The sequence below is a fragment of the Paludibacter sp. genome, assembly GCF_009712605.1.
In the GTDB taxonomy this organism is placed as follows: Bacteria; Bacteroidota; Bacteroidia; order Bacteroidales; family Paludibacteraceae; genus Microbacter.
In genome coordinates, this window is sequence record NZ_WASO01000014.1 from 112,290 (window position 1) to 131,485 (window position 19,196).

General features: G+C 41.0%; 17 protein-coding genes. 12 read left to right on the top strand and 5 right to left on the bottom strand.

The genetic code is table 11. The features are described from left to right. Position 1: 1 nt before the first annotated feature. Positions 2 to 817: an SDR family oxidoreductase gene (locus tag F8N35_RS10775; protein ID WP_293052607.1), complete on the bottom strand. Its 816-nt coding sequence runs from the start codon at positions 815 to 817 to the stop codon at positions 2 to 4. A 697-nt stretch (positions 818 to 1,514) separates the two neighbouring features. Between F8N35_RS10775 and F8N35_RS10780 the strand changes: the two genes are divergently transcribed. The 3 genes from F8N35_RS10780 to F8N35_RS10790 all read left to right on the top strand — a co-directional run bounded on the left by F8N35_RS10780 (position 1,515) and on the right by F8N35_RS10790 (position 4,444). Beyond that, positions 1,515 to 2,015 (top strand): hypothetical protein, encoded by a 501-nt coding sequence (locus tag F8N35_RS10780; protein ID WP_293052610.1) that lies wholly within the window; start codon positions 1,515 to 1,517, stop codon positions 2,013 to 2,015. A 78-nt stretch (positions 2,016 to 2,093) separates the two neighbouring features. After that, complete coding sequence (locus F8N35_RS10785; RefSeq protein WP_293052613.1) at positions 2,094 to 2,969, top strand: hypothetical protein; 876 nt, start codon at positions 2,094 to 2,096, stop codon at positions 2,967 to 2,969. Positions 2,970 to 3,124: 155 nt separating this feature from the next. Further along, a complete protein-coding gene (locus tag F8N35_RS10790) occupies positions 3,125 to 4,444 on the top strand; it encodes a sigma-54 dependent transcriptional regulator (protein ID WP_293052616.1) in 1,320 nt (439 codons plus the stop codon). On the opposite strand, the gene F8N35_RS10795 is transcribed toward F8N35_RS10790, so the two are convergent. Together F8N35_RS10795 and F8N35_RS10800 are read right to left on the bottom strand one after the other, a co-directional pair. Continuing rightward, the gene (locus F8N35_RS10795) at positions 4,434 to 6,617 is read right to left on the bottom strand and encodes an ATP-binding protein (RefSeq protein WP_293052619.1); all 2,184 of its coding nucleotides are present in this window, start codon (positions 6,615 to 6,617) and stop codon (positions 4,434 to 4,436) included. The two genes, F8N35_RS10790 and F8N35_RS10795, sit on opposite strands and share 11 nt — an antisense overlap. A 445-nt stretch (positions 6,618 to 7,062) precedes the next feature. Continuing rightward, positions 7,063 to 7,569 (bottom strand): hypothetical protein, encoded by a 507-nt coding sequence (locus tag F8N35_RS10800; protein ID WP_293052622.1) that lies wholly within the window; start codon positions 7,567 to 7,569, stop codon positions 7,063 to 7,065. 228 nt (positions 7,570 to 7,797) lie between these two features. Between F8N35_RS10800 and F8N35_RS10805 the strand changes: the two genes are divergently transcribed. Then, positions 7,798 to 8,073, top strand: coding sequence for a putative quinol monooxygenase (locus F8N35_RS10805; RefSeq protein ID WP_293052625.1), 276 nt, complete (start codon positions 7,798 to 7,800; stop codon positions 8,071 to 8,073). A 76-nt stretch (positions 8,074 to 8,149) separates the two neighbouring features. Here the strand turns inward: F8N35_RS10805 and F8N35_RS10810 are convergent, their stop codons facing one another. Next, entirely contained in the window at positions 8,150 to 9,316 is a 1,167-nt protein-coding gene (locus tag F8N35_RS10810; RefSeq protein WP_293052628.1) for an aldose epimerase family protein, read from the bottom strand. Positions 9,317 to 9,685: 369 nt separating this feature from the next. Between F8N35_RS10810 and F8N35_RS10815 the strand changes: the two genes are divergently transcribed. The 5 genes from F8N35_RS10815 to F8N35_RS10835 all read left to right on the top strand — a co-directional run bounded on the left by F8N35_RS10815 (position 9,686) and on the right by F8N35_RS10835 (position 13,501). Then, complete coding sequence (locus tag F8N35_RS10815; RefSeq protein ID WP_293052631.1) at positions 9,686 to 10,810, top strand: hypothetical protein; 1,125 nt, start codon at positions 9,686 to 9,688, stop codon at positions 10,808 to 10,810. A 66-nt stretch (positions 10,811 to 10,876) separates the two neighbouring features. Then, positions 10,877 to 11,281 carry a hypothetical protein gene (locus F8N35_RS10820; protein WP_293052634.1) on the top strand — a complete coding sequence of 135 codons (405 nt, stop codon included), beginning with the start codon at positions 10,877 to 10,879 and terminating at the stop codon, positions 11,279 to 11,281. Between the two features lie 242 nt (positions 11,282 to 11,523). After that, entirely contained in the window at positions 11,524 to 11,880 is a 357-nt protein-coding gene (locus tag F8N35_RS10825; RefSeq protein ID WP_293052637.1) for a hypothetical protein, read from the top strand. A gap of 81 nt (positions 11,881 to 11,961) precedes the next feature. Continuing rightward, complete coding sequence (locus tag F8N35_RS10830) at positions 11,962 to 12,264, top strand: hypothetical protein (protein ID WP_293052640.1); 303 nt, start codon at positions 11,962 to 11,964, stop codon at positions 12,262 to 12,264. Positions 12,265 to 12,328: 64 nt separating this feature from the next. Continuing rightward, positions 12,329 to 13,501: a Xaa-Pro peptidase family protein gene (locus tag F8N35_RS10835; RefSeq protein ID WP_293052643.1), complete on the top strand. Its 1,173-nt coding sequence runs from the start codon at positions 12,329 to 12,331 to the stop codon at positions 13,499 to 13,501. 104 nt (positions 13,502 to 13,605) lie between these two features. Here the strand turns inward: F8N35_RS10835 and F8N35_RS10840 are convergent, their stop codons facing one another. Then, complete coding sequence (locus tag F8N35_RS10840; RefSeq protein WP_293052646.1) at positions 13,606 to 13,950, bottom strand: hypothetical protein; 345 nt, start codon at positions 13,948 to 13,950, stop codon at positions 13,606 to 13,608. A gap of 701 nt (positions 13,951 to 14,651) precedes the next feature. Between F8N35_RS10840 and F8N35_RS10845 the strand changes: the two genes are divergently transcribed. The 3 genes from F8N35_RS10845 to F8N35_RS10855 all read left to right on the top strand — a co-directional run bounded on the left by F8N35_RS10845 (position 14,652) and on the right by F8N35_RS10855 (position 18,945). Then, a complete protein-coding gene (locus F8N35_RS10845) occupies positions 14,652 to 16,199 on the top strand; it encodes an acetylxylan esterase (RefSeq protein ID WP_293052649.1) in 1,548 nt (515 codons plus the stop codon). A gap of 101 nt (positions 16,200 to 16,300) precedes the next feature. Continuing rightward, positions 16,301 to 17,035, top strand: a complete 735-nt coding sequence (locus F8N35_RS10850) for a lysophospholipid acyltransferase family protein (protein WP_293052652.1) — start codon at positions 16,301 to 16,303, stop codon at positions 17,033 to 17,035. 83 nt (positions 17,036 to 17,118) lie between these two features. Then, on the top strand, positions 17,119 to 18,945 hold the full coding sequence (locus F8N35_RS10855) for a hypothetical protein (RefSeq protein WP_293052655.1): 1,827 nt from the start codon (positions 17,119 to 17,121) through the stop codon (positions 18,943 to 18,945). Positions 18,946 to 19,196 lie beyond the last annotated feature (251 nt).

The following is a 19,196-nucleotide window of genomic DNA, read 5'->3' on the forward strand; positions in this document are numbered from 1 at the left end:
ATTACACTCCCGAATAGGCATCGAAGCCCCCGTCAACGATGATGTTTTGTCCGTTAACGAAACGTGAAGCATCGCTACACAACCATTGAATGGTTCCATTCAGTTCATCGGCAACGCCCATGCGACCGAAAGGAGTGGAATTGATGATTTTATGTCCGCGGGGAGTCAAAGAACCGTCTTCGTTGGTCAGTAAGGTTCGGTTTTGTTCTGTCAGGAAGAAACCCGGGCAAATAGAGTTGACTCTGATTTTATCACCATATTTCTGAGAATATTCCACGGCCAGCCATTTTGTAAAGTTCTGAATAGCACTTTTAGCAGCAGAATAACCTATAACACGTGTCATAGGGCGAGCAACGGTTGCCGATGTGAAGTTGATAATATTGCCTTCTTTGCGGTCTACCATTTCTTTTGTGAAAACGCGGGTAGGGTAGATGGTTCCATAAAGATTCAGATCGATTACCTGACGTAAGTGCTCTAAGTCAAGGTCGAAAAATGATTGTTCAGGAAGAATGTTGGCTCCGGCACGGTTTCCACCGGCAGCATTGATAAGAACGTCTACAGGTCCGAATTTTGACTTGATTTCGTCATGATTTTGTTGCAGAATATCAATGTTGAGAACATCAGACACTAAAAATAAGGCCTCGTGGCCTTCTGCTTTGATTTCGTTCTCAAGGGCTTTGCCTTTTACAGCATCACGTCCCAAAATAGCAACTTTTGCCCCCTGGGCTGCCAGATGTTTACTGATAGAACTGCCAAGTACGCCAGTCCCGCCGGTGATTACGATCACTTTACCGGCAATGTTGAATTCATTTTTCATATTGAAGATTAAAAAGGGTCGGCTTTGCATTATCTGCATGCAACCGACAATTGCAAAATTATATATTTAGTTATTTGTAGTTCCGGAATTTTGATACATATGGTTTCAAAATAGTTTCTCTGCTGCTACTTTTGATACAGGGAGTATAACTATCGAAACATTTTCACATCTAAACCGAATGCTGTCACATTGTTGAAGCATACAAGTATTAGACAGGAAGCAACAGGCTCAGGGTAGTCTCATATTTATTTTATCGGTATGAAACAATGCAATCTTTGATTCATTCGTGTCCGATCACGGATTTCAATAAGCTGTTGTGTGGATATGGTGAACGATTAAAAGGAAAATAAAAACACGTCTGTTACCAGAAGAAATCTTCGGCAGATGGGAAAATATTAGCGACTTCAAAGATAGCAAGATGTTACCGTCTTTCAATGTGTATAAGACGACTTCTTTACACATTTTTGATACAGGCGATTACAGAAGAGATTCCTGTTTCAGGATTTAGTTGCATATTGCATGCATAAGTTGGTGAAATACTTGATTTTCCTCACCCTATTCCCCGCAATTCCACACTTTTCTACAATGCGGTATATTTGTAAGTGTTTGTTTATTAGTCTGTAATGATTTTGGCATGATTGTTGGATGTTATGTGATATAAACAACCAGGTACATAACCATATAAAAAGTAGAAATCATGAAATCACTAAAATTAATAATCATTGGAGTGATGTTATTGTTTGCAGGCGCAATGCAGGCACAGGTTTCAATCAATATAAATCTGGGAAGCGTTCCTTCATGGGGACCACGCATACAGGAGGATGTGCGGTATTACTATCTCCCTGACGTCGATGCTTACTACGATCTTAGAACCGCTATGTTTGTATTCTCGTATAATGGATGCTGGGTTCGCCAACGTCATCTTCCGGAAATATACCGAAACTATAATCTTTATGATGGGCGGAAAATTGTGATGAGAAATTATTACGGAGATTCTCCTTATTCTTATTACAGAGGTAGAGGAGAATACAGAGATAACTGGATGGCACAACGACCCGAGAGACATGAAAATCGGCATGAGGAATTCAATGCCAGACAAATGCGGGAGGAACATAACTGGAGAGATAACGATGACAGACAGAATTTCAGACACGATAATGGCCGTGGGCACGGACAGAAGAGAGGTTGGGAATATTGAATAACAAGAACATTTTGAAATGTTTGTCAGTATATTTGTAACGTTTTTAATATATTATAAACCATTAAATTTACAACAATGAGAACAATCAGATTTTATGTAATTATTACAGTGCTTGCTTTTGTAGCAGTATCTTGTGTCGAAAATTCTTCGAAATACAAAGCTGCAATTGCACAACGTGATTCACTGGCTCTCCAGAAACAAATTATGGATTCCAGTTACAATCAGACACTTACGCTTTTGAATGATATTGAAACCGGTTTTTCTGAAATCAATCAGACCGAAAGTAATATGAAGCTTAACCTCAAAGGTGTTGAGGGTTCAACAAACAAAAGAGCTCAGATCGCAGCTCAGATGAAAGCAATTAAGGAAACGATGGAGAAGAACAAAGCAAAAATTGCAGAACTTCAACGTTTGGTAGGCAAAAACAGCAAAGCTACCGCACAATTGCAGGAAACGATCAAACGTCTTCAAACAGAAGTGGATACCAAAACTGCTCAGCTTCAATCATTACAAGCTGAACTGGAACAGAAAAATATCAAAATTACTGAGTTGACAACTACAGTAACAGAACAAGGGAAAAATATTGCAGAACAAAGCAGCACAATCGAACAGCAAAAAACAACTATCAAGACTCAGGATGTTGATCTTCATACAGTTTGGTATGTTGTAGCTACTTCAAAACAATTGAAAGATAACAAGATTGTAACCGGCGGTGGTCTTTTCAAATCGAAAAAACTTTCAGCAAGTGATTTCGATCAAAAGAACTTTACACAAGCTGATTTAAGAAGTCTTTCTTCAATCCCGACAAATAGCAAAAGTGTGAAAATTTTATCACTGCATCCTGCCGACAGCTATAAATTAGTAACAGGAGCCGATAAGAAAATCACTATTGAGATTACCAATCCTTCTAAATTCTGGAGTGCATCTAAATATCTGGTTGTTCAAATATAATAGTTTTATTATTTACAAAAATACCGGGACATTGTTCCGGTATTTTTTTTGTGTATAATAAAAGATAAGACCGGAACTTGTGTTTTTAATTATGATGGATTCCTATGCGTTCAGGGACACAAATATCCGCTAAATTGCTTATTTTTGCTCCCTGTATGAAACAAACGATTTTACTGATCGAAGACGATGCCGCTTTTGGAACAATGTTACAAAAATGGTGTTGTCGGAATGGATTCGAGGCAGAATTATGCTCCGATATTGCTTCGGCACAGGCAGAATTGACACATAAGAATGTCGACCTTGTGTTGAGTGACTTGCGTTTGCCTGATGGTGACGGCATCATGCTTTTACATTGGATGCGTGACCTGAACATGGATACCCCCGTTATTGTGATGTCCAGCTATGGCGAGATTCAGAGTGCAGTTGCGGCAATGAAGCTCGGCGCTGAGGATTTTCTGGAAAAACCAATGAATCCGGTTATTTTGAAAGAAAAGATAGAACAGGCTCTTTCGAAGAAACCGTCTGAGGCAAAGCCCGTAAAAGCAGTAAAAGCGAATGTTGACGGCATGGTGTTAGGTAAAAGTGCGGTGGCTCGTCAGATGTACGATCATATTCAGAAGGTAGCTCCTACACGTATGTCGGTGCTTATTATGGGCGAAAGCGGTACCGGAAAGGAATATGCAGCACGAATGATTCATGAAAACAGTCCGCGTCGTAACAAGCCTTTTATTGCTGTCGATTGCGGTAGTTTATCGCGCGAACTGGCACCGAGTGAACTCTTCGGTCACCTGAAAGGATCATTTACTTCTGCCATTGAAGATAAAACCGGCGTGTTTGTGCAGGCTGACCAGGGAACCGTTTTTCTGGACGAAGTAGGCAATCTTTCGTACGAGGTGCAGGTACAGTTGTTGCGCGCCTTGCAGGAACAAAAAGTTCGTCCGGTTGGGTCGGTTAAAGATATAAAGGTTGATGTTCGGATTCTTGCTGCTACCAACGAAAATCTTGAAGAAGCGATTGCCGAAGGGCGTTTCCGCGAAGATTTATATCATCGCCTCAACGAGTTTTCGCTATTTATTGCTCCCATCCGTGACCGGAAAGGCGATATCGAAATATTTGCGAATGAATTTTTGCGACAGGCCAACGAGGAACTGGATAAGTCGGTCAAGGGTTTTTCCCCCGATGCAATGGCGCTCCTCGAAAAGCACCACTGGAGCGGCAACCTGCGTGAATTAAGGAACACTGTGCGACGTTTGGTGTTGTTTGCCTCAAACGAAATGATTACGGTTGACGATATCCCAGCTTTTGCGTCCCAATCGACCAATGAAGATCTGGCTTTGCAGCCCGACAATGAGCGTGAGCAGATAGAAAATGTGTTGCGCAAAACACGTGGCAATAAAACGCTGGCAGCTCAATTGTTGAAGATAGACCGCAAAACACTCTACAACAAAATGCACCTTTACGGCATCAAACTTTAATATCCAGGATTGCTTTTACATCGTTTTGCCAGCCCTCATACGACTTACCACGCTGAGCATCCATACGGCGCAGGGCTTCGGACGGATACCCCAGCAATACAAACATGGGCAGCATTTTGTGGCACACAGCCTGCGCTTTGTCAAAGTCGTCGTTGACCAGCGTTTCTTCCAATAGTTTATAATTTTCAACGGTAGAGGCCCGAAACATCTCTTTGATCTCTTCATCGTCATCATCCAGAAAACTATCGGTTGCCGGTTCTCCTTCCCCGAAAATCTCACGCAGCGATTCCAGCGAAAATGGTTTTGGCAAGAAACTTTCGAACCCGAGGCGGGTTGCTTTTTCTGCCGTAAAATCGCTGTGACCGGTCATTATCACGACAGGAGTGTTGCCCGCCGAAGCCAGAATGTCCAGTCCAGTACGTTCTCCCATTTCCATATCGGTTAAGATCACATCACAATCCGTCTCCACTATTTTGTGTCCCAGTCGTGTCAGCATATCGCACGCCATTTGTGCAATCACCGGATCATCGTCATATACGGTAATCTTTTTAGTCCCTTTTTTGATTCGTATTTCAGCCTCCCGGCAGGGAATGGTTACTTTGACCTTTGTGCCTTTCCCGACTTCAGAAACGACATGGATGCTTCCGTGTAGCAGATCGATCAGCCCTTTTACCACGTACAAACCCAAACCGGTGCCATGTGCCAGTGCGTTGTTGCTTTCCACCCGTGAGAATGGTTCGTAAATTTCCTCCAGCTTGTCGGTGGGGATTCCTGCTCCGGTATCGGTTACTTCAATGAAAAGCTGGTATCCGTTATGCGTTGTGTGCAACGATATTGAACCTTCACTGGTATATTTGATGGCGTTCGACACCAGATTGATGATGATCTGCTTGATCTTCATCAGGTCGGATTTGAGCCGAACTGTATCCGAATCGAACGAAAATTGCAGTCCTTTTTTTTCTGCCAGCGGTAGGAACATCTGACCGGTTTCTTCATTCAGGTCAGCCAATGAAAAAGTGCTGGATGTGACCTGTAGCGAACCTTGTTCAAGACTGGAGAACTCAAGCAGGTTTTCCAGCAATGCCAGAATATGCCTTGCGGAGTTTTGCATCGATTTGATGTCTTCGCCCTGCTGACGCCGCAATTCCAGATAGCCGAGAATGGAGCCCAGCGGACTTTTAATGTCGTGCGAAACGGAAAGCAGCAGTTTGTGCCGGCTCTCCATTACCTGACGAAGACGTTCGCGTGCTTCCTTGCCTTTGTTGACATCGTAGATAATAAGCAGTATAAATGCAAGTATCAATCCCAAAGCAATGATGCCTCCCACTACAGAAAGCGTGTAATTTCGATTGATGGATTTTTCACTCCGGTCAATGGTTCCCAATACAGAATTCAGCGTTTGGCGGTGCAGATCGAGCAATACACCGGCTATTTGGGTCGAGATTTCTCTGTCGGATGCGATTTGACGAGCCACTTGCTGTTCAATGGCTTTCATGGTCTTTTCGTAGCGCTTGCCTTCAATAAGTGCCAAATCATTCACCTCTGTCAGGATCGGCGCAGGTGCTTCAGCGCCTACTTTTACGGTGTCGACCCTGACGTTGGAAATCACCATCGTTGTGTTTTTACTGGGACTGAAAAGTTCTCCCAACCGTTTGAAAAATCCCTTCTTCTTTTCCGGTTTTTTATAGACAGTGTCTTGTTTGACTGTTACCACACGTGAAGGAGTACTAGGTTGAGGTTTGTATTGCCGAATACGTTCGCTGATAAGCGTAAGTGGGTTTTTGTTTCCTAACTGACGGTTCAGGGCTGCAACTTCGGAGGTTTGGCGTGCCAACAGGATTTTGATCTGCTGCAATTTGGCTTTTCCAATCGGTTCATTGACGACGAGAGTATCAATCAACGTGTTGATAGAAACCAGCTTTTTGCCGAATTTATTGATATATGTAGTGTCGTGAGTGGACACAAAAAGGCTCACCGACGATTGTGCTTCACCTACTGCATAGATCAGCTCGTTGGTGAGAGCAAGTACCTGATGCTGTTTTTCTATTTCTGTCCGCTGGCTGTTGATGTTGCTTCTCATGTTGTACAAAAACACAACCATCACCGCAACGGCAATGCCTGTGATAATGTACAGACCGGCAGCCTTGAAACGTATTTTATTCTCGATATTCATATCGCAAAGGTAGAGATAAATTTGAGGATATTAATCAGAACAAGAGCATGGAATATGTTGATGTAACTTAGAGCGTTTTTAATAAATAAAATTCAATAATTGCTTCATTATTTGAAAATTATACGTGCTGTATGAAAATAAAAAAAACTGTCACGGTATGTATTCGGACAGTTTTTCTGAAATTGTTAATTGAAATGTGCTAGCCTGTGACCGGTTTATTTGCGACTTAGAATGTCATTTATTTTTCCACTGTTATCAATCACTTCAAAGCGAGGAGTGCCTTGCTTGTCGACATAAATTTTCATCTTGGGATTCCCTTCGGAATCATATAAAAATAAACCCGATTTATTATCCCTGTTTCGTCCAAGAAATAATCGTCTTCGAGAACCTTCTTTGTCAAATAAGGCATTGAGTTGAGCTTCTCTTTGGTTGGTGTCTTTTATTTTCAGGATGGCCTGATATTTGTCATTGGTTGCATTAAAATCGGCACCTCCGGAAATTCGTTTACCATAATACCACGTTGTATGTCAGAGCTATTGTCTCCGTTATATGTCTCGTCATTTAAAATTTGCACTACCTGATCGTTGTGGTAATTATCCATGGTGAATGACATGCCAGAGTTGGTGCTATTCTTTTCTTTAACAACATTGTAAACCAGACCTCCGCATTCATCGCCCTGATTGTTAAAGAAGAGTATTCCAGCTGGCCGTTCTCTTGGTGCAAGATTTTTCCCATTTATTCGTCCCGGATGCTGACGTTTTTCGTTACTGATTACCATGCGTAAGCTACCATCTTCACCAATCAAGTTGATGCGTTTTACAGTTAGTTCATCGGTCAAAATATTGTTCTCTTTGTTCTTGAACGAAGTGAAAACTAGAGTTCCTAATGCGAGTGTGCTGACAACAGCATAAATTGTTAATAGATTGATGCGTCTTTCTAATTTGTCTCTCATCTCTTTTTGTAAATTAAAAAATTGTCGGTTTAAATTGCAAGTTACGCGAAATGGTTTCTTGCAATAGCTTGTTTATTATACAAAATTAAATAGAATTTTCAGATTAAAGGAAGAATGGGGCGATTATCATAGATGGAGATAAGCGAATCCAGTTCTTGTTTAGACTATAGATAGCGTTTGGAATAAAAAAATGTAGTTTTGTACTCAATATAAACTAAAAATAGCATTATGATTCGATTAAATGTATTTATCTCGGTAGTAGAGGAGAACCGTACAAAAGTGTTGGATGCTGCCAGAGAGTTGACAGCATCTTCGTTGAAGGAAGAAGGCTGTATTGCTTACGATGTGTTTGAAAGCGCTACTCGCCCCGATGTATTGATGATTTGCGAAACATGGAAAGATGCAGAGGCTTTGACTGCTCATTCCAAGGGTGCCGTTTTCGTTAAGAATATTGCTGTACTGCAGGAGTTTGCAACTGTTAAGCTGGAGAAATTCGAGTTTTAATAACGGTATCAATTCACCGGATACGAAAAATGGCGACTGTTACAGTCGCCATTTTGTTTTTGTAATTCGCTATAAATTATTTCTTTACAGAGAATTTGTAAATGGTTGTAGTATTGTACACTTTGCCCGGAGCCAGTTCGATTGAAGCGAAGTTCTTGTGGTTAGGAGCATCGGGGAAGTGTTGTGTTTCGAGGCAAAGAGCAGTACGGTAAGCATCTTTGATGCCGTTTTTGAATGCGCTTGAACCATTCATAAAGTTACCCGCATAGAATTGCAGACCCGGTTCTACGGTGTAAACATCCATTACGATACCTGATTTGTCGCCGGTAAGAGTACAAGCCTTGAACATTTCGCCCGGTTTGCCGTTAAGTACGAAATTGTGGTCGTAACCTTTGCCGAATTTCAATTGCTGATTGGCTTTGTCGTTGATGCGTTCGCCGATAGCGGTTGCTTTGTTGAAGTCGAATGGAGTACCTGCAACCGGAGCTAATTCGCCGGTAGGAATCAGTGTGCTGTCAACCGGAGTCATTTTGGCGGCGTTGATTTGCAACAGGTGATCGAGGATTGTACCGCTTCCTTCACCATTCAGGTTGTAGTAAGCATGGTTGGTAAGGTTGACAATCGTTTTTTTGTCGGTAGTAGCTGTATATTCCATTTTCAGACCATTATCGGCTGTGGCGGTATACGTTACTTTTATGTTCAGATTGCCGGGATAGTGACCTTCGCCGTCTTTCGACAGGTAGCTCAATACCAATGTTGAATCATTTGGTTGGGCTGCATCCCAAACCACATCCTGATAACCGGCTTTGCCACCGTGGAGTGAGTTAGGACCATCGTTGGTATCCAGTTGATATGCCTTGCCGTCAATTGTGAATTGACCCTTGGTGATACGATTGCCTACGCGGCCAATCAACGCACCATAATATTGAGCCAATGGATTGGTATATTCTTTCAATGTAGCATGACCAACCACCACGTCGGTAGCTTTGCCGTTTTTGTCAGAAACAACCAGACCGACAATACGTCCGCCATAGTTGGTAATATAGGCAGTTAAGCCACTTTTGTTTTTTACCGTGTAGAGCGAAACGGCTTTGCCATTGATTGTGTCCGTAAAGTTCTTCTTTTCAGGAGTTACAACTTTGATAGAATCGGATTGGTCTGCCTTTTTAGCCGAAGAGTGGCAGGAGGTAAATCCGAAAGTCAGCGCCGAAAGGCACAAAGTGGTCAGGATTGTTTTTTTCATTTGTAAATAATTTAGATTTTAAAGGACAAATGGAATCCCCTGCCGCATTGTTTTAATAAACAGAGGCGTTTGTTAAAGCATGGGGATTTCATACGATATTGATTTATAAGTGTTGGATTTGTGTATTTGTTTTTCTGAAAAATACGCTGTAAAATTCGTACATGTTCCTGATATTTGCAAATAATAAGTGTAAAAATTACAAATATTTTTTTGAGATCAACGGAAAGAGTGAGAACGCACGCTTCATTTTTCAATAATCAATAAAGAAATTAACAAAAATATGAGCGGATTGAAAATGAATTTGTAGATTTGAGGCGCGTAATAATTATCTTGTTTTTTCGAAAGACCGTATAAAAAAGACACACAGCAATGAAAGTAGCTTATCATTTTAAATGTGGAGATATTGAAGGTAGATATGATAGCGTTTTTTACAAAATATTATTCAATAATCTATTAAGACTTAATGATCCGTTTGTTTCTTCCAAAATATTGATAGGAGACCTTTCAATTTATGAGTACTTACGTCAAAATAATCCAGCTGATTTTTTGAATTATTTGTTTCAACTAAAGGGCGATAATTGGAAAAGAATTATTGCAGATAAAGTCAGATATTTCATTGAAGATACTGTATTTATTATATGCTTTGAGACTATTACAAAAGAATTTGCTAACAAAATAAATAACTCGCTTGTAAGTGAAGAGCATTATTTAGGCGCCTTTGAAATTGATGACTCTTTTGAACTGCATTGGTGGTTGTATGGAGAATGTATTGGTCCAAAATTTAGGGTGTTGAATAAAGAATTAAATATTTTGATAGACAATAATGAGCCAGAGAGTATTGAGTACGTAATTGACATGAAGGATAGGCTGAAAGGTATTCCATTTGAAAACATCTATACAGAATTATCCAACTATAGATATAGTTTGTTTGACGATAAGCATAATTACGAAAATGCTAAACGAACAACAGAATGGAAAAAAGGAATGGAGTCAATATTTACTACTATTACTGATGAGATAATTTCTAAATTGACAGATACCGCTCCAGATTTGACAGATAAGCTTTGGGCTATAAATCAGAGTTTTTTAAATGCCCAAACAGGAGAACAGTATGCTCAAGCTATGACTTCATGCAGACGTGTTTTTGAATATGTAATTGATTGTTTATTTCCTGCAACAAACGATATTATCGACGGCCATTCGTTAAAAAAAGACAAATACAAAAACCGACTTTTAGAATTTGCTAAACAAGAGCTTAAAAGTGAAACAAATATCGATTTAATTGTCACAAATACATCCTCACTTTTTGACGAGTGGAATAAACTATATGAATTATCTAACAAAGGGGTTCATAGCGACCCTCACAGGCAGGAGTGTAGGCGCTGTATTATAAGAACGATTTTACTTTTAGATGACTTAATAGCAATAAAACGGACTCCATTTCAAGTAAATATAATTATAGATAAATTTGCAAATGGATTTAAAAATACATAAATCATCGTTCTGTCGGATTGCAAATCTGACAGAACGGTACAGTGGTGCAAAAATTTAAGATATTATATGAATAAGGTCAGAAACCATATCGTTGTATTATTTCTAGTGTTACTCAGTTCCTGCACTGGCCAAAAATTCGATAAGACTCTCTGGCTGAATGATGATCCCGCATTTTATCCTCAACGCAAGCCAATGGCTGATGACTTGATTCAGTCTCACATTCTTATTGGAAAAAGTAATACGGAAATTGTAAATTTGCTCGGGAAAAACGGCTCGGTCGATACGACAAAAACGGGCAAAATAAAATCGATTACGTACCCCGTTTTAATCAGATATGGCTTCGATATCGATCCCCGGTATTGGGAAGATTTGCAAATTCGTTTCGACACTCTTCAACAGAAGGCAATTGGAGTCGAAATTGTAAAAGGAGAAGACTCTCGGAGTTCCCTTGAAAAAATATTCGCGGAATGAATCTTTCTATCTATAAACAATCTATTCTATTTTTAATTCCGACCTCTCGAATATGTATCAAACCGTCGTAGCGGCTGATCTGCGAACACTCGTGTTTGCAAATCCGACGGGATACTCTGTATGTTGTAAGTTATGTCCTGTGAAACTGTAGAATTCAAAGATTTTTAACGCGATTGATATTCATTGAAGGATTGACTTTGAATGTTGGATTGAGTAACTTTGAGAATAAAATAGCTTGAATTATGAACAATCGATTTTTCTCCGGGTTACAAGACGTCCATATCCAGAAAACCATCCTACTGCTTGTGGTTTCTCTTGTTTTGATTGGAAGTTCCCTGCTTATAGGTGTCGGGGATAATTTTCCAATGATTGCCATGCTCTTTACAGGCTTGATTATTTTCTTTTTTGCCTTGCTCCGCCATTGGCAAAAAGCCGCCTACTTTGTCATTATGGCCGTAATTTTTACCGTAATTCTTATTCTTGTCTGGATTTTTAAGGCTTCTCTGGGTGAAGATATTGCCATGCCTGCCGGATTGGTGAGCATTTCCGGCATTTTAGCCGGTATTATCGGAGCTTATGTCTTTGTTAGTAAAGAATAGGAATGATCTTCAAAGCCTGATGTGTCGGCCAGTCCGGGCAGATAAAACGCATTTAAGATTTATACAAAGAATAGACACCAAATGAGTAAAATTTGCTATGCCAGATTTGGAACGGCCTTGTCCGGTGAGCCAAAAAACAAGAGAGACAAGCGTGAAATTGTCCATTGTTTGAGGCTCCTGACCAAAGGAGGGAGCGAGTTTGGACAATTTAGCTTGGTGATAGCCGGTTTTTTGAGCAAAGCGGGCACAGCCTTGAACTTTTTGCTTCCTTTTAGCTTCAAGGCAAAAAGGAAGTCGGGGTCACAGGGGCGGAAGCCCCGTATTTTAATTCTAAAAGCGTTTTTCCTGCTGTCCGGATTGATGAATTTTCCTCCGAAAACATAATGATTATCTTTGCACCGAATTTTACACCGCTGTCGGAACAGGCCGCGGGACTACAAAAAAGATTATGTTTACAGAAGAAATATTACCGGAACTGAATAACCGGTGGAAGGCCATACAAAAAGAGATGGCAAAGAAAGGCGCAGATGCCTGTCTGATTGCTGGCAATGTGAATTTGTTTTATGTGGCAGACAGAGTATACAGTGGATATTTTTATCTGCCCGTAAAAGGCGCTCCCTGGTTTTTTGTGAAACGACCGATATCCCTGAAAGGTGAGAATGTGCACTATGTCAGAAAGCCGGAGCAAATTGCTGAAATCCTGATAAAGAAAGGCGTGGCTCTGCCTCATACGCTTATGCTGGAACTGGACGAGCTGCCATACAATGAGATTGTTCGTTTGCAATCGGTTTTTATACCCGAACAAACGTTAAATGCCACGGCAACTCTCCGTAAGGTCAGAAGTGTGAAATCGGCCTATGAAACCGCTCTGCTGCGCCATGCCGGACAACTGCATGCAGCCTGTTATGCGGAAGTGCCGCAATTGTACCGACCGGGAATGACGGATATAGACTTCTCTATTGAAATAGAGCGATTGTTTCGTAAAAAAGGCGCACTCGGACACATCCGGGTATTCGGGCAATCGATGGAAATTTTTATGGGGAGCGTAATTGCCGGTGATAATGCGATCAATCCGTCTCCATACGATTTTGCGTTGGGTGGTGGCGGTTTGCACAACTCTCTGCCGGTGGGAGTGAACGGAACCATACCGGAGCCGGGAACCACCATCATGGTGGATATGGGCGGAACATTTACCGGCTATATATCCGATATGACACGTGTGTTTTCTATCGGGAAAGTTGCTCCACTGGCGTATGAAGCGCATCAAACTGCTCTGGAAATTCAAAGTGACATAGAAGCCAATGCCAAACCGGGCATAGCAGCTTGCGATCTGTACAATGCGGCCATTGAGAAAGTGAAAAAAAGGAATTTGCTGCCATATTTTATGGGATATAATCAACAGGCCGGTTTTATCGGACATGGTCTCGGCATTGAACTAAATGAATCGCCGGTGTTGGCGCCCCGTTCTAAAGATGTGTTGAAAGCGGGACATACTTTTGCGTTGGAACCGAAATTCGTAATTCCGGGAACGGGAGCTGTCGGCATTGAAAATACATTTGTGGTAAATGAAAACGGAATAGAAAAGCTTACCGTGCTGAACGAAGAAATTATTGAATTGTAATAGACTGTAAAGTTCAGTGGTAATCGGCTTAATGAGAAGCCCCGGAAATAAGAGGTTTAATAATGACTATCTTATTTCCGGGGCTTTGCTTTTTCTATTTGAGTCTAAGATCTGAAAATAGTTGTGTATTTGTTGTGTATGTTTTTAAGTCGGTTGTATTCGGCACAAAGGTACTCGTAAGTGAGATGTACTAATCTGGAGTTGTATACTTTGTGCAGAGCAATGTATTTTGTAAGGGCATCGTTAACAACGTCTTCGTCATAGTTATCGGGGAGATCAGTTACTTTTGCTACGATGCTACCGTGTTTCAATATAAAAATACTGTCGTTCCATGTAATAACGTAGTAGTTGCACTTGTGATCCTCTTTTGCTTGTGTTACGACTTCAGTGAATTTGTGTCTAAGGTCAAGACCTGAGATTGCTCCGAAATTAATGTTTTTCGTAATCATTGTCGTGTACGCTTATTCTACATCAGCATTAGTTTTAAAAGTTAACGAAAGACCATGTGTTTTAGAATGAAAGAGTTGTGATGAATAGTATCAGTTGCAAGATTGATTCAAATATAACGAATTGTAATGTTAAAGTCAAGAGAGTAATGAAGCTTTCAGAGATTACGCATTTAGAAGTTTAGCGAAGTACAACGTATTAATTTTCCAATGCTGCTAAGTCAGATTAGGAACAGCCTTATGCGGTGAACCCACCAAAGTGTATTCCGATTGGAATGATATGTGAAAAGTCAGGATTGTTTAAGCCTGACTTTGCTGTTAATAGCATTGTAAGCGAAATTAGCAATCTGTTTTCATGTGTATGGTTATTTCAATTGAAATTTGTAGATTTGACATGATTCAAAACATCCTTTATGTTAACACGAATGGATATGTTGGATTTTGACAATAAGAAATGTTGGAGAGACTCCTGATAATAAGAATGTTTCTCTTGATAACTAATAGGTGCGGGAACTCATGCGGATTTACCTTAAATATTCGGAGAGGACAGGAAGCCAATGGGTGAATAGAGTATGTCTTTGAGGCTTGATTCTAAGAGATCTGACGTTTTGACGATTCGAAAATATCCCAAACCTCTTTTTATTTGAAATATTTGTCAATCAGTTGAAGATAAAGATTCTATTTTCATATAAAACTAATACTCAATGAAACGCATTTTTCTTTACTGTTTAATTTTGGCTATGCCGAAGCTGCTTTCGGCTCAAAGTGTTTCGCCGTCAGCAGGTAACAACCCGATTCCGGTAACGTTTACTGCCGAGCAGGATCATGCCAACATGATGAAACAACTGGGCATAAAAAGTCTGCGGCCCGGTCCGAGTGGAGACGAAAAAGCTCCAAACCATGCTAATTATGACGAGTCGAAGGCGAATCCATGTCCACAACTTCCTGATGTTCTTACTCTTAAAAACGGAAAGAAGGTCACATCTCCTGATATGTGGTGGAAGCTTCGCCGTCCCGAAATTGTCGAAGATTTTGAACGTGAAGTCTATGGACGCTTGCCTAAAAATATCCCATCCGTTAAGTGGGAGGTAAAAATAACCGACCGGGAGTATGTCGGGCGCATTCCGGTAATTGCAAAACAACTGGTCGGCCATGTGGACAACAGTCAATGTCCGTCGATTAATGTCGATATTAATATGATGCTGGTTGTTCCGGCAAATGTGAAAGGGCCGGTGCCTGTATTGATGATGTTCGGTCGTCCTTCTTTCCCCTCTCCGGCACAGCCCTCAAACGAAGACCTGGATAAAATAAATGTGGCTTTCAAAGAGATGATGATAAAGTCAAATCCCGAAATGAAAGCGATATTTGACAAATATCCGGCTTATCAACCGATTACTAAACTAGCCGGTGCGAACTTCTTTGCCCCGGCACCCGATGGTAAATCGGCTCCTACAGAGCAACTTTTAGCCGCAGGGTGGGGATACGTTACCATTGATCCTGCCAGCATTCAGGCAGATAATGGAGCCGGCTTAACCAGAGGTATTATTGGTCTGGTTAATAAAGGACAACCCCGTAACCCCGAAGACTGGGGGGCTTTGCGTGCCTGGTCATGGGGTGCTGCCCGTGGTCTCGATTATCTGGAAACCGATCCGTTGGTGGATGCTAAAAAAGTAGGTATAGAAGGCGTTTCCCGTTATGGGAAAGCAGCTTTGGTGACGCTTGCTTTCGAACCTCGTTTTGCTGTCGGACTCATTGGGTCGTCGGGTAAAGGAGGTGCAGCATTGCATCGCCGTATTTTTGGTGAAGCGGTTGAAAGTCTCGGTAATAGTGGCGAGTATCACTGGATGGCGGGTAACTATATCAAATATTCGGCTTCCGAAGCGCGTTTTGGCAGTAAAACCGGTTGCGATCTGCCTGTCGATTCTCATGAGTTGATAGCTCTTTGTGCTCCGCGCCTTACCTTTATCAGTTACGGCATTCCGGAACAGGGCGATGCCCGTTGGCTCGATCAGCAGGGTAGTTACATGTCAACCATTGCAGCCGGTACTGTTTTCAAATTATTGGGAGCACGCGATCTGGGAGTTTCAAATGATTATATGAAAGAACAGATGCCACCGGTATTGCATGGTTTAATGGATGGCGAACTTGCCTGGCGTCAACACGATGGCGGTCATACCGATGCTCCCAATTTTCAGGCGTTTATTCCGTGGGCCAGTAAGATGCTGAAATATACAAAAGAACCGACACGATAAATTTACGACATTATAATTTCTGTTGGAGGGTAAGAGATAAGATGGATGGTTGTTCGACTGCTAAGGTAAAATTCATTACTTTTGCATCAAATTTCAGACCAATGCAAAAAATTATCTCTTACCCTCTTTCCGTACTTGCTTACGTGTTGTTCTTCCTTGTTTTGTGTATATTTCATCCTGTTCAGTACGTGTGTTTTAATCTGTTTGGATACAAAGCACACAAGAAGAGTGTCGATGTGCTCAATTATTGTTTGCTGCGTATTTTATGGGCGACCTTTTCCACGGCAAAAATAGAAATGAAGGCGGAGTTGCCAGAAGGAAAGCCTCTTATATTTGTGGCTAACCATCAGGGCTTGTACGATATTATCGGGATGGGTTGGTTCTTGCGCAAGTATCACCCGAAATATGTAAGCAAAGTGGAGTTAGGGAAAGGAATTCCCAGTGTCTCCTACAACCTGAATCATGGAGGATCGGTGCTGATTGACCGTAAAGACCCGAAACAGGCGTTGCCGGCATTGAAGAAGATGGCTGAGTATATTGAAGCAAACAACCGCTCTACAGTTATCTTTCCCGAGGGAACGCGTTCGAAAAATGGGAAACCGCGTAGTTTTGCATCCAACGGCTTAAAGATATTGTGCAAATATGCTCCCAATGCGTTGGTGGTGCCTGTTAGTATCAATGACTCATGGAAAGTATTCCGTTACGGGAATTTTCCTTTGGGCGTTGGCAATCACCTCACATTTACCGTCCATGCTCCCATTGAGATAAAAGGGACCGATTTCAATACTCTTTTTGAACAGGCAGAAAACGCAGTTGTCGGTGATATCCGATATTAAGCTTTTGGGAAATGATTGCCCGGATCGGCGCCTATTGTTGATTCTGACTCGTTTCATCTAATCATTAAAACACTTTTCTACGGATGAAGAAATACTTTCTCTTTTTGGGATTTCTTCTGACGGTAATGGTGTTGCAGGCTCAGCCTGTTACCCGGTTTACTGTTGATTTAACTAAAGGTAAAAAAGGTAGCCTTTCGGTTACATGCGATGTGCCCGCCTATCAAAAAGAAGAACTGGTTTATCAGATTCCGAGAGCCGTGCAGGGTTCCTATTCGATAAAGAATTTTGGTGACTATATTGATGATTTTCGGGCTTATGATCACAAGGGGAAACGGCTGAAAGTAAGTTATAACAAGCAGGAAAGCAATTTCAGAATCTCAAACGCAAAGTCATTATCCCGCATTACATACGACGTTCATGATACATGGACCGATACGAAGAAGCAAAACTATGTGTTTCAACCCGGGGGTACTTATTTTGAGCCCGGTACTCTCTTTTGCCTGAATACGTTTGCTCTTTTTGGTTACTTTGAGGGTTTTAAGGATTGCCCGACAGAAGTGCATATTAAAAAAGAGACTGTATTATATTGTGCTACCTCAGCTAATATCTCAGCGTTGAGCGCTACCGACGATGTGGTGAAAGCTCCGAATTACGATGATTTGCAGGATAATCCAATGGTCTATATGAGGCCTGATACGGTTTCTATCAAAGTCAGGAATTGTCGTTTTCATATTGCGGTATTTTCCCGCAACCATAAAATAACTTCGCGAGATATTCTTGCATCCATTAGTCCGGTTATAACCAACGCTTTTGCTTCGTTTTTCTCTGTTTTTCCTACCGATAATTATACTTTTACATTTCTTTTTCCCGGCTGGCAGGATGAGGCCTTGTTTGCAAATGGCACCATGGGAGCAATGGAACACTGCAAAAGCTCGGTTTATTTTTATCCGGAAACGGGCAACAGGGATATTCTGAACTCATTTCTCACTCACGTTGTGGCTCATGAATTTTTGCATATTCTTACTCCTTTATCTCTCAAATCGGAGCAGATATATAATTTCGATTACCGTAATCCCGAAGCTTCCGAACATTTATGGTTGTACGAAGGCAGTGTGGAGTATTTATCAAATATCATTCTGTACAAAGATTCGCTGATCTCAGATGAGGATTTTTGGGAAACGTTTCGCCAGAAAACCCTTTACAGTGATAGATATAAAGATATTTCGATGACCGAATTTGGCAAGAAAATCTTTGATAACAGCGATATGCATTATTATGCAAATGTTTACAACCGTGGTGCTCTTGTCTCTTTCTTGCTTGATGTAAAGATTAACGAGCTTACCGGAGGAAAGATGAATCTTAAAAAGGTGTTACTCCAACTCAATGAAAAATATAAAGGTCACTACTTTAAAGACGAGGTTTTGTTTGATGAAATTGTCAATCTGACCCATCCTGACATCCGCATCTTAATCAACGATTACATTGTAGGAACTAAAGAGTTGCCTGTAAAAGAATATCTGCAAAAAATAGGGTATCGGTTTACTTCCGAAAAGCCGGATAGCATTTATACCTTCGGACGGGTGAGTGTGGAATATGATGCAAAGGATAAACGGTGTGTGGTACGTGATGCTTCTCCGGGTTATAACGCGTTTGGAATAGATAAGGGAGATGTGATTGTTGCTGTCAATGACACTTTGCTGAACGAAAGCAATTACTATCATAACGTGAATTTGATCGGGAGCCCGGGAACAGATGCGGAAGTTACGGTACGGTTTTCCCGCAAAGGAAAATTGATGGAGATAAAGAATCCTCCGATAAGAGTGAAAGTAACACAGCTCAATTTTATTGAACCGGAGCGGGAAATTTCCGAGGAAGAGCGAGCGTTAAGGAAGCAGGTATTGGGGAGATAAATGACGTTTTTCCTTATAAAGAGTACAAAAATAGCAGTCTTAAATGCCGAATGGGAATCAGTTTTCGTTCGGCATTTTTGTTGTTAATGATAGAATGAAATAATTTGAAATTACAGTAAAAGAGGCTGTTTCTGCTTCTTGAATTTGGATTTTGTTTGAATGTTAAAATAACATATATTATAAAATATATATCAAAAGGTGTGATTGTATGTATCTTTGTGACAGTTTCTTCAAACAGTGGTTTGCTTAAT